The 10,938-nt window shown below is 65.7% G+C and carries 11 protein-coding genes; 9 read left to right on the forward strand and 2 right to left on the reverse strand.

Going from position 1 to position 10,938, the window contains the following annotated elements:
* The 5 genes from E1264_RS33135 to E1264_RS33155 all read left to right on the forward strand — a co-directional run.
* The coding region (locus tag E1264_RS33135; protein ID WP_132179837.1) for an amino acid permease at nucleotides 1–480 on the forward strand (480 nt) is incomplete at its 5' end.
* 35 nt (nucleotides 481–515) lie between these two features.
* Nucleotides 516–749, forward strand: a complete 234-nt coding sequence (locus E1264_RS33140; RefSeq protein WP_132179839.1) for a hypothetical protein — start codon at nucleotides 516–518, stop codon at nucleotides 747–749.
* Nucleotides 750–2,207: 1,458 nt separating this feature from the next.
* Nucleotides 2,208–2,525 (forward strand): DUF6317 family protein, encoded by a 318-nt coding sequence (locus tag E1264_RS33145; RefSeq protein WP_132179841.1) that lies wholly within the window; start codon nucleotides 2,208–2,210, stop codon nucleotides 2,523–2,525.
* A 312-nt stretch (nucleotides 2,526–2,837) separates the two neighbouring features.
* On the forward strand, nucleotides 2,838–3,338 hold the full coding sequence (locus E1264_RS43890) for a hypothetical protein (protein WP_165964503.1): 501 nt from the start codon (nucleotides 2,838–2,840) through the stop codon (nucleotides 3,336–3,338).
* 56 nt (nucleotides 3,339–3,394) lie between these two features.
* The gene (locus tag E1264_RS33155; protein ID WP_132179845.1) at nucleotides 3,395–3,733 is read left to right on the forward strand and encodes a hypothetical protein; all 339 of its coding nucleotides are present in this window, start codon (nucleotides 3,395–3,397) and stop codon (nucleotides 3,731–3,733) included.
* 111 nt (nucleotides 3,734–3,844) lie between these two features.
* Here E1264_RS33155 and E1264_RS33160 read toward each other — a convergent pair whose 3' ends face one another.
* Together E1264_RS33160 and E1264_RS33165 are read right to left on the reverse strand one after the other, a co-directional pair.
* Complete coding sequence (locus tag E1264_RS33160; RefSeq protein WP_165964504.1) at nucleotides 3,845–5,116, reverse strand: helix-turn-helix transcriptional regulator; 1,272 nt, start codon at nucleotides 5,114–5,116, stop codon at nucleotides 3,845–3,847.
* Nucleotides 5,117–6,562: 1,446 nt separating this feature from the next.
* A complete protein-coding gene (locus E1264_RS33165) occupies nucleotides 6,563–6,754 on the reverse strand; it encodes a hypothetical protein (RefSeq protein ID WP_132179849.1) in 192 nt (63 codons plus the stop codon).
* A 429-nt stretch (nucleotides 6,755–7,183) separates the two neighbouring features.
* On the opposite strand from E1264_RS33165, the gene E1264_RS33175 reads away from it, so the two are divergent.
* From E1264_RS33175 to E1264_RS33190, 4 genes are all read left to right on the forward strand, one after another.
* Nucleotides 7,184–7,771 (forward strand): RNA polymerase sigma factor, encoded by a 588-nt coding sequence (locus E1264_RS33175; RefSeq protein ID WP_132179851.1) that lies wholly within the window; start codon nucleotides 7,184–7,186, stop codon nucleotides 7,769–7,771.
* Nucleotides 7,764–8,789, forward strand: coding sequence for a CU044_5270 family protein (locus E1264_RS33180; protein WP_132179853.1), 1,026 nt, complete (start codon nucleotides 7,764–7,766; stop codon nucleotides 8,787–8,789). The genes E1264_RS33175 and E1264_RS33180 overlap by 8 nt, the downstream gene beginning before the upstream one ends.
* An 81-nt stretch (nucleotides 8,790–8,870) precedes the next feature.
* Nucleotides 8,871–9,905: a hypothetical protein gene (locus E1264_RS33185; protein WP_132179855.1), complete on the forward strand. Its 1,035-nt coding sequence runs from the start codon at nucleotides 8,871–8,873 to the stop codon at nucleotides 9,903–9,905.
* A 301-nt stretch (nucleotides 9,906–10,206) separates the two neighbouring features.
* Nucleotides 10,207–10,863 (forward strand): DDE-type integrase/transposase/recombinase, encoded by a 657-nt coding sequence (locus tag E1264_RS33190; RefSeq protein WP_165964505.1) that lies wholly within the window; start codon nucleotides 10,207–10,209, stop codon nucleotides 10,861–10,863.
* Nucleotides 10,864–10,938 lie beyond the last annotated feature (75 nt).

The following is a 10,938-nucleotide window of genomic DNA, read 5'->3' on the forward strand; positions in this document are numbered from 1 at the left end:
GCAGGCCACCCCGCGCTCGCCCCCGCCGTACGCACCACCGCCGCCATAGCCGCCCTGGGATCACTCCTAGCCCTGATCCTGGGCGGCTCCCGCACCACACTCGCCATGGCGCGCAACCATCACCTGCCCCACGCCCTGGCCGCCGTCCACCCCCGCCACAAGGTCCCGCACCGCGCGGAACTAGCCGTCGGCGCCATCGTCGCGATCCTGGCCGCGACACTGGACCTCCGCGGCGCGATCGGCTTCTCGTCCTTCGGCGTCCTCGTCTACTACGCCATCGCCAACGCCTCCGCCTGGACGCTGGACGAAGGCCGCCCACCTCGCGCCATCCCCGTCCTGGGCCTGCTCGGCTGCCTGACCCTGGCCTTCGCCCTCCCACCCGCCTCCGTCATCACCGGAGCAGCCGTCCTGGCCATCGGCGCCGCCCTCTACGCCCTACGCCGCGCAGCCCGTCCGAATGGGACCCGACCTCCCGGGTAGGGGACGCCCAATCACCAAAGCGGAGGAGCAAACCAATGAGCACGACCCAGGAGACAGGCGACATCACCGGCACGAAGGACAAGGACTACAACCTGATCTGGTTCGTAGAGCAGTGCCTGAGCAATGCGCTCCGCCTGGAGACCTACATCGCCGACGCCGAGCGCGCCGGCGACTCCGAGCTGGCCGACCTGTTCCGCCGCGCCCAGGCGGAAAGCCGCAAGGGCGCCGAGCAAGGCAAGGACCACCTACGCCGCCGCCTGACCGCCTGACCCACACCCCCACACACCGGCGCCGCCCACCCAGCGGCGCCGGATCACTGGCGGCAACAACCGGTCACCACCCATAACCACACGGCTACACAACCCGAACCCCCACCAACCCCAGCTACAGGGGGCGTGGGGGCGGAGCCCCACAGCTGAGCGCCTCTAGGGGGCCTTGGGGCGTACCCGGCTGAGCTGGGTCAGCGCGGCGCGCCCCGGCCGCCTGGCGATGCGGGGACGGCGCAGCACGCACCCAGCACCGGCTTGGTCGCAGACTTCTGGGACACAGCACGGTGATATAGGCCAAGAACCCCGAGCAGGCAGCTTCTCGACAGCCGCATCGGCCTCGCCAACCGGTCTCACCCCCATACTCGGTCAGGTACATCTCGGACCTGGCCGAGACCCCGCCAGTAGTGACTCAGCAGCCGCTGCATCCCGTCCAGCGAGGCATACCCGGCCGGCCGAACTTCGCGCGAACATCTCCCCCAACCCGCCGCCCGGCGAGCACGTTGACACCCGCCATCTCCACGCTGGCAGCAACGAGCACCGTGCTCTGCACAGTTAGTACAAACCCTACGCAGTTCCACGGCGACCATCCGTGTTCACGCCGCCACTCCGCCGCCCACAGAACGGCCTGGAGTGCTGATGGACAAGCCATACAACCCTTAGCTGTATCCCGGCGACCACCTTCGGCCTGTTGCCGCAGGTCTCGCCCGCAAGCCAGACCGATCCCTTGTGGTGGCATTTCTCCTGTACAGGGTTCGTCGCTCTCCACTAACCTATGGGTGTAATGACCACATGCCGCTCCCACATTGACGATTCCGGTCAACCCACCCCCCATCCGCTCGAGCGCGGGGCAGCGCAAGCATCTAGACAATGATCATCCCCGCTCAAAATCCTCAGCCCCCAGATGGAAGCCGTGGCCGCACCACCTCAACTTGGTCATCGACTGTGACTGGACACTTGGCAAGATATCTGCGAATGAAACGATGGAGGTTACAAGGTGGAGCCGAAGGTTCCGTCTTCTCTGGCTGCCAAACTGAACCAGAGCACTCCTCACGCACCCGAAGACGCCGAGGAAGCCGCAGAGCGGATGGCCGTCGCACGTCCCACTCCTTCACCGCCCTTAGCGGAGACCGGGGATGCCCCTTCCCGAACTTCCTCTAGCCCCCACGAAGCGACTCGGACCGGGTTGTCCAGCGTCTATGTCCCGACCACCCAGCCGGTAGGGCCGGGCGAGAAACCCGAGTATGAGCTCCGCGTAATGGAGGACGGTACGGCGGGGATCGCGGTCTACACCTCGGTCGATCGCCTCAGAGAGTGTCTCGGAGTCGATCAATCCTGGTCTGAGGCCTCGCTGTTGGAGCTTCTCTACCTGGTCGGAAAGAAGCGGATCGGAGTCGCCCTGAACCCGCGGATGGACCCCAGACTCACTCCGGCGCAGGGGGATGGCCCTGGGACGGGCTCATGAGCAAAGAGATCAAAGTCGTTTATGCGGACATTCTCAAGGCCTCGGGCACCTTCAAGGACAGCGGCAAGAAGTATGCCGATATCGTTCCCCGCGATATCGGTACGGTACCGAGGGTGACCGAGGGATCGCTGGAGAAGGCGATCTCTGCCGTTCTCGAGGCGATCGAGGTCATGCACGACGCACTCGGCTCCTCTATGCAAACCCACGGAGACAAACTCAAGTACGTGCATGACACATACCGGAACACCGAGGACGATATTAACGACCTCCTGGGCAAAATCGATGACCCGGAAGGTATCCAGCCCCGATTCTGACCCGTCAGGGAGAGGGACCCTTAAAGGCATGATCAACTAATTCCGGAGGTATGGAGTGGCTCCCAAGGAAGCCGCACCGATTCCATCCGGCGTGCAGCCGGTGGGAAGCCTATTCAGTTTAGGGGTGGACATCCGAGGCCTAGCGGCGCTGGCCACCAACTCTATGGATATGTTCCACCGTCAGAAAAGATCGTTGAAGAGATCGAGGCCTCAGTCAAGAGGCTGGTCAATGACGTCGGTTGGAAGGGAGACGATGCCAACGATTTCCAGGACGCCTGGGGGGCCGACGCCAGCGACGCCAATAAGCTCGCGATGTTCACCGATGACGCGGCGAAGATCCTAGATGATCTGGCTTCTGCGCTGGCAGAACTTCAGATCGCGGCAAACAATCGCAAGCTCGACTACGAACAGAAAAGCAACCGTCCGGCCAATGATCCGGAGCGGAAACGAGACCTGAGCCTGATCCTCCGAGATGCACAATCCAAATCCAGGGATATGCAGGAAGAAGCCGCGAAGCGCCTGGTGGAACTCTACTCAGGAAAGGCGAAAGGATCCTGGTCGGTTCTGGACGCCGCAAAGTCCCGCTCCAAAGACGAGGACATCTCGAAAAACCTCAGAGACAAGCTCGGAGGCGTTGAAGACGAACTCGATGATGGCCTGGCCGACGACGACTTCCCCTGGACCGAATTCGTGGGCTGGGTCGGGGGCGGTGCCGGGATTGGTGCCGCCGTCGGCGCGTTTTTCGGCGGTGTAGGCACCGTACCCGGCGCTGCCGTTGGAGGTGGAGTAGGTCTGTCGCCGGTGGGGTGGTAGGTGGCGGTAAGTGGGCCGTCGATCAAATCGATGACTGGTTCTAGAGAGGCGCTGTCGTGTCCGTGATCGTCTTTGGCACCCTAGGCTATGGATTGCTGGGACTTGCCTGTCTGACCACAGGCATGAGAATGCGCAGAGGCATCGGCAAGTACACCATCTCTCGCAAGGCGAAAGTGGATTACGCAGAACTTCCACTCACCGAGCGAATTCGCGCGAGTAATGCACTTCTCATCCTTGGGACGGCATTGCTCCTGTGTGCCACGTTCAGTATCGTGCCAGAGCCCGTCATGGCGCTGACCTTCTTGACGACGCTCTTCCTTTTTATCTTTTACCTGATAGTCCAGAGGGACCTTCGCAGGGCGGCACAGGAGATCGCCCGAGCGAGGGCGGGTTGAGCGCGATCAGGCTTCAGACGGGCGAGAACTGACAGCACCGCTGGCGCTCGGGCCTGCATGTCGTCTGGGCTCTGGCGCCATCATTTCGCAGTACGGGCAGGTCTGGGCACGTCAGTCGTTGCGCACGATCGTCAGGCGGATCGCCACGCTGTCATCAAACCTGATACCGACTGCCTGCTTGCCTCCTTGGAAGTTGTTCTCAGAGTCTCCGACATCGATGAGGGTCGGGGACGCTCCCAGACCGGTGAGCCTCCGCCAGACGTCCCGACCTACGACATCGTCAGTTGCGGACCAGCCGAGATCGCACTCTTCACACTCCCCACAGGCCCCGCACTCGGCCATACGCTGTTCTTCACGGGTACGGAACAGGTATTCGATAAAGGCAGAGGCATACACGAACGCCTGGAAGGGGTTGTCCCTCGGCGGGACCACCGCGTCCGGATGCGCCACGGTGCACACCGCGGTGAACCCGGTCGCGTCCCGCAGCAAGACCGCCTTGCGCGCCGCGTCCAGGTCCACCCCGTACAGGTCCGCCTCGAAGATCTCGTCGACGACGTCCAGGTTGTTGCGAATGAAGTCGAACAGCGCGCGGGCGACGAACTCCTGGGAGACGGTGCCAGGCCGACCGGCCGTCCGCCATTCCTCCAGAGCCAGATCCAGTGGCTCCCACCACCGGTAGGGATGTAGCCGGGACAACCGGACACGACCATCTTCGCCGACGTGGTCCGCGATCTCGTCCTCGGTCAGCTCGGGAAACCCGAACGGGAAACGGGACAGCTCGGCCGCCACGCCGTCCCAGTCACCATCGTTGTCGCGGCGTTCGAGCCCCTCGAGGTACTCCCATGGCGGCATGTCGTCCCATGTCTCCCTGCCCTCGCCAAGGGCAGTGTGGAGCACATACTCCTCCGCCAGAGTCCGGGGGTAGGGTCGCGTTCCTGCGCCGATCCGTTTAGCCACATCCTTGAAGGTGTCGGCAAGCTTCTTGTACCACGCATGATTGCCATGAACGCGAAACCACACCGTGTCGGGAAGCTCATCCAGTATGGCGGGCTGCTCTTCCCAGTCAGCGGCATCCAGGCCAACAAGCTGATCACTGGAGACCAGGAGTTGCGCGGCCATGGCCGGCGTCAAGGCGCTCCCTTCCATCCCGAACGTGTTGAGTCTTCTCACGTGCTCGGCTGGTCTGGCCGCTTCGGACACCTTCTCCTGCGGCCTGCGCTTGACCGTCTTGAGCGTCCGTTCGACGGCCGCACGAGTCTTGGCCGACACCATCGAAAGATCGTCCTCAGCCCTCCGCCACGTCGCCACCGAGATCCGCGCCAATCTGGCGGCCTCAGCCTGCGTCAAACCAGCGTCCTCACGGATCGCCTTCACATCCTGCAACGACAACTCCCTTCATTGAGCACTCAGAGAGCGCTGACTGCTCACTGAGTGCTCACTGTAGCCCTATATGGCCGAGGTGACGGGCTCGATGGCGAACTCGAACGTCATGAGCGTGTTCACCCGGTATCAGCGTGGATGTCGAGGGAGTTTGTGACGTAGGGCCCCGGGACGGCGGATCTGGTCGGCCACCGCGCCATGACAAGCACGGGACCTGGTCCGCAGGTCCATGTCACGAACCCGTCAGCGGTGCAGGGGGTACACCGCCGTACGCCTCGCCCTTGATACCCGTGGTGAACGTCTGCGCAGTAGTGGTGCTCCACAGCGGCGTATCTGTCCTTGAACGGCTCGCACCCGGTGAGCCGACGTCTTCATCGACCGCAACGCAGTGACTCAGCTTGTGGGTAATGGCTGCCTGTCGCCATGTTCTGCTTCCTGTCCCAGCTTGCGTGCGGCGTCAGGCGTAGAGGGGGTTGAGCTTCCACTACATGACGTAGCCGGCGACGCTTCGGGCTGAGATGGTGCCGCAGTACCGGAAGCGGCGGGCCCATAGCTTGCGGGGATCTCCCGGAAGAAGAAGTCGCCAGGGGTCGCCCGTCCGCGGCGCCGACCTCGTTGAGGGCATCGGCCACCGCTGGTCGCGGCAGGAAGGTCATGGGCCGACGAAGACGCGGGCCGCCAAGACGCTGGGGAGTCAGATGCCTGCTCTCCCGCCCCTTGGCGGGCAGGCCGCTTCCTGCGGTGCTCGTGGCGAAGACTCGACGAGCCCAGCACGGGAAGCCGAACCAGAGGGCACCTGGATACCTACTGGGCACATCAGCCCGTCCGCAGCCTGAGCCCCCCGGAGACCACAGCACCGCCACAGCGGCACAAACCGAGTGTCAGCCCTTCGGGCTCTGCAGACACTGGAAGGCTCGCCTCTACAAGCGAAGAACCCCGGAGCTCGGCGCTCCAGGGTTTGTTCCGTCACTACGGGGCAACGATTCTCGTTGGTACCCCTTCGGTGGGCTACCGACGAAACTCTTTGATCAGCGACAACGTGAAGCCGCCGCTCCGCCGGAATTCCACGCCAAGCAAGATCATCTTCCACTGGCGGGCATCCACCCAGCGGCGCACGAAACCCTGAGGGCAATACGTTCCTGGTCAGAGTCCTCGGCACCGCGTCTCCTTCCTCTGCCTGCTATCCGGCCTCGATGCGCTGGCTCAGTGCTGGGGGCTTGGTGTCGGCTCGCGAGGCGACCGGCGCCTGAGACTCCCCCGGCTGGTCGGCATGTGGTTTCCGGTGAGCCCGGCAGCCCGGAGCCCGGCCTGTGAAGCAGGGCTGAGGCAGGGAGGTGGTCAGATGACGGTGCTGCGCAGGGCGGACGGGGCGCTGCTGGCCGGCCTCAGCGTGCACCAGGACGGTGTGATCGGCTGTGGCGCCCGCGTTGTGACACCTGCCGACCCCGACTACGAGGAGCTGTCCGCGGCCGCGATCAGCGAAGCCGAGAGGGCGGCGGCCGCTGACCCCGCCCATCCCGACAACGTCCGCGCCCGTCGTATCTGCGTGCCCGGCACCAGGCCGAGGCCGTGCGGGTTTTCGCGGTCCGACTCGACGACGGTCGTCTGCTGCTCCTCGAACGGTACTGGCGGGAACCGCATCTACTGTTCACCATCGTCCCCGAACACGCTGACCACCGACGATGGGCAGCGCAGGTGCACCAGCACCAGCAGCGCCTGGCTGCCGGATGACAGCGCTCGGCGGCGCGATCCGATCCGGTCGCGATGGCCCTCGATTGGACAGGGCTCACCACGCCCGAGTCTTGCCTAGACGTTCGTGCTCGAAATTGGCCGCTCGGAAGTCATCAGGTCTTGACTTACTGCTCGTTGGTTGACGCGAGACCCACTGCTCGCCGCGAGCGGGCTTGGGGGCCTGGGGTGGCGGGCCCATCGTTTCCACTTGTCGCGGAAGTCCGCTGGGAGGCGTCGCGAGCGTGAAGGCGAAATGCGGCTTGTGGCGAGACATAGGTGACCTGTTTTCTGGCGGAAGGTGTCCCTCATGATCAGGGTTGTCCGGTCGTGGTGTCCGGGATGACGGCGGAGTCCGCGACCGGGCCGCGTCAGGATTCGGAACTGATCGCCGAGTCGTTGAGCCGGCCCGAGGTCTTCGGTGAGCTGTTCGATCGCTATTTCAAGGTGCTCAGCCGGTACGCGGTAAGGCGGCTGGGTGTCGAGGCGGCCGAAGACGTCGTGGGCGAGACGTTCCTCGTCGCGTTCTCGCGGCGGCAGCACTACGACCTGAGCTACGACGATGCCCGGCCTTGGTTGTTCGGCATCGTCACGAAATTGATCGCGCGGCACCGGCGGACCGAGGCCGCGCGGTACCGGGCGCTGGAGCGTAGTCCCGCCGAGCCTGACGTTGCGGGCCCGGCCGATCGGGTGGCCGCAGAGGTGACGGCCAAGGCGGCGGGTTCGTTGCTGGCGCGCGCACTGGGCGAACTCGCCCGGCGTGACCGGGACGTGCTGCTGCTGGTCGCCTGGGGCGATCTCACCTATGCCGAGGTCGCCCAGGCCCTGGATATTTCGGTGGGCACCGTGGGGTCCCGCCTTAACCGGGCTCGCCGCCGCGTGCGCGAGTTTCTCGGTGACCTCGAACTGGTGGAGGAACGACATGGATGAGCTGAAGATGCTTCGAGACTTCGGTGACCGGCTCGATCATGGGCCCGAGGCGAGGTCGGCGCGGCAGCGGCGACGGTTGCGTGAGGTGATCGAACAGGAGGCGCTCGCACGCCGTCGATTCGGCCGCCGGCGGGTCATGATCGCCGGGGGTGCGACCGCGGCACTCGCCGCCGGGGCGGCCGTGGTGCTCGTCATGGCGCCCACGTCCGAGATCGGCGGCAACCCGCCACCGGCCCAGGCCGAGGCCGTCGAAGTGCTCGACCACGCGGCCGCGGCAACGCCGGCGCAGCCACCGCCGCGCGGGGATCAGTACGTGTTCCTGGAGACGCGGGAAGTCCAGCAGGTGACATCCGTCTCCGGCGGAAAGGTGATGAACCGGTTCCCTCGCTCGCATACCCGTACCTGGCTGTCGGTGGACGGCACGCGCGACGGGTTGTCCCGGTCGGTCATCGGCAGAGGCACGGCGCTTGAGGCCTGGACACGAGCGGACTGCACGCCGACGAAACCTCGGGACACCGTGGTTCATGACCCGTGGATCGCGCGTCCGCCTTCGCCGGCCCGGACGTTCACGCAGGACTGCCCACCGCGCCCGGCTTACCGTGCGACGCTGCCGACAGACCCCGGACACATGCGCGAATACCTCTACCGCAACAGCCACGGCAACAACCCACCCGACGTGCAAGCGTTCATCACGGTCGGCGACCTGCTGCGCACCTCGATGCTGCCGTCCAAGGCGCGCGCGGCGATGTTCAAGGCCGCGACGCGGATACCGGGCATCGCCTTCGTGCCGCACGCGATGGATGCCGCCGGGCGGCCGGGTGTGGCCGCCGCCCTCACCCACGACGGCATCCGCAACGAGCTGATCTTCGACCCGCGAACCTTCGCCTTCCTCGGCGAACGGCAAGTCCTCGTCGCGCCCAACGACCAGACAAGCCTGGGCCTGAAACCCGGAACGGTACTGGAATCGACCGCCGTGCTGCGGACCGCGATTACCGACCGCCCAGGCCAGCGGCCCTGACCAAACGTCGCGTTCACCAACTCAGGAGGACACGTGCATCACTCTCGATCGCTAAGCCTCGCCGGCCTCACGGCGATAGCGGTGAGCGTACTCGCGGTGCCGCTCAAGGCGTCCGCGGGCCCGCCGCCGGAGTGGGAGATCTTTCGGCCTACCGGGAAGCAGGAGCAGGCGTCTTTGACCCGCGTCGCCGCACCCGGGCGCAACGATGCCTGGGCAATGGGGTCCACGGCGTTTCATTGGAACGGCCGGGCATGGCGGCAGGTGCGGGTGCCGCACGTCGGGGGCGTCAACGACGTCAGTGCCGCTTCGGCGAAGGACGTGTGGGCGGCCGGCGATAAGGCGACCCTGCATTGGTCCGGCCGTCGCTGGACGAAGTACGCCTACGTCGATCCGAGAAGTTCCATCGGCGGGCAGTTTCCTTCCGCCATTTCCGTCAAAGCCATCAACCCCCGGGACGCCTGGCTGGCCGGCAACGTACAAAAAGACGCAGGCGGCGTCAACCCGTGGCAAGGGTTCGTCCAGCGGTGGAACGGAAAGAAGTGGCAACTCCTTCACATTCCCGAACTGGGCGCCGGGTCGCTCACCACCGTCGGAGCCAGCGCTCGGCACGATGTGTGGATCGCCGGAGACGACGCGGTGGACAACCTTACCCAGGCGATCATCCTTCGCTGGAACGGTCGCACCTGGAAACGGTGGATCGTCGCGCCGAGGAACCCTGGATGGGAGACGTCGCTGCAAAAGGTGCTGGCGCTGAGCGGATCCGATGTCTGGGCTGTCGGGTACACCTGGGCCCACGGCAACGGCCCCGGCGGCCGCCGGCCGATGGCTCTGCACTGGAACGGCCACGGTTGGGCTCGTACACCGGTGCCCGACGAAGGAGCCCAGCTCACCGACGTGGTCAAGGCGGGCGGACACCTGTGGGCGTCCGGTTACACGACCGGCGGCACGCCGTACGCGCTGCACTGGACCGGACGCCGGTGGACCAAAGCGCCGGTACCGCGAATCGCCCAAGGTAGCTTCTACGGATTGGCGGGCATTCCAGGCGGCGGTTTGTGGGCCGTCGGCTCCAGATATGTAGGAAATGACGCCTACCCCTTGATCGCACGCCATCGCTGAACAACGTTTCGTGATCGAGGAGATTCACGCAACGACCGCACCGTCGAGTGAGGCAATTCCAACCTGAGTCCGCAGGTCACAGGCTGGTTGCGACTTGCGTGGCGTGCTTCTCCCGCGCCATCGTCGGCTGGGCGGCGGCGACCACCAAGCAGACCCGGCTGGTGCTGGACGCCGTCGACATGGCGCTGTGGCGACGCGACCGCACCGGCCGCCCGCCCGGACCCGGGCTGGTGGCCGCCGACGGCCCGCCCATCGCCTCCTGCTGCAAGATCCTGAACGTGTCAGAGTCCGGCTTCCACATGTGGCGCCGCCGGCCGCCCTCGGCCCGCGCGCTGCGGCACGCCTGGCTGACCGAGCAGATCCGAGCAGATCCGAGCAGATCCGCGCCGTCCACGCCGACTCCCGCGGCGCCTGCGGCGGCCGCCGCGCCTACGGCGGCCGCCGCGTGCACGCCGAACTCGCCCACGGTCTGGGCATCCACCTCGGCCACGGCGCGGTAGAGCTTCCGATGCGCAGGGCCGGGCTCAGAGGATTGCCCGGCGTGCGACGGCCGCGGCTCAAGCACCAGACCCCCACCGCCGCCGACCTGGTCGATCGTGACTTCACCCGAAGCGCCCCCGACCAGTTGTGGGTTACCGATATCACCGAGCACCCCACCCGGAAAGGCAAGGTGTACTGCTGTGTGGTACTGGACGTCTACGCCCGCCGGGTGGTCGGCTGGTCGATCGATTCCACCCAGACCGCTGCGCCGGCCACTAACGCGCTGGGAATGGCGATCCAGAACCGCCAACCGCCACCGGGCACTTTGCCCCACTCCGACCACGTGGTGCAATACACCCCCTGGGCGTTCACCGAACGCGCCAAGGCCTCCGGCCTGGTCGCCTCCATGGGCTCCATCGGCGACTGCTACGACACTCAGTCCATGATCATAACTGTGGGCGTCGTTCCGGTGGCCTGACCCGTGCTATGACTGATCCTCCCTCGGAGTGTCTCTGCGTTGATCTGTCGGCCCCGGAACGACGTCCGTTGTGTG

It is taken from the genome of Actinomadura sp. KC216 (assembly GCF_004348535.1).
Lineage (GTDB): Bacteria > Actinomycetota > Actinomycetes > Streptosporangiales > Streptosporangiaceae > Spirillospora.

Bases quoted from the DNA above. Each gene is read 5' to 3' on its own strand.
- E1264_RS33165 (WP_132179849.1), bottom strand. From the start codon at position 6,754: ATGCGGTTCCCGCCAGTACCGTTCGAGGAGCAGCAGACGACCGTCGTC.
- E1264_RS33140 (WP_132179839.1), top strand. From the start codon at position 516: ATGAGCACGACCCAGGAGACAGGCGACATCACCGGCACGAAGGACAAG.
- E1264_RS33180 (WP_132179853.1), top strand. From the start codon at position 7,764: ATGGATGAGCTGAAGATGCTTCGAGACTTCGGTGACCGGCTCGATCAT.
- E1264_RS33145 (WP_132179841.1), top strand. From the start codon at position 2,208: ATGAGCAAAGAGATCAAAGTCGTTTATGCGGACATTCTCAAGGCCTCG.
- E1264_RS33175 (WP_132179851.1), top strand. From the start codon at position 7,184: ATGACGGCGGAGTCCGCGACCGGGCCGCGTCAGGATTCGGAACTGATC.
- E1264_RS43890 (WP_165964503.1), top strand. From the start codon at position 2,838: ATGTTCACCGATGACGCGGCGAAGATCCTAGATGATCTGGCTTCTGCG.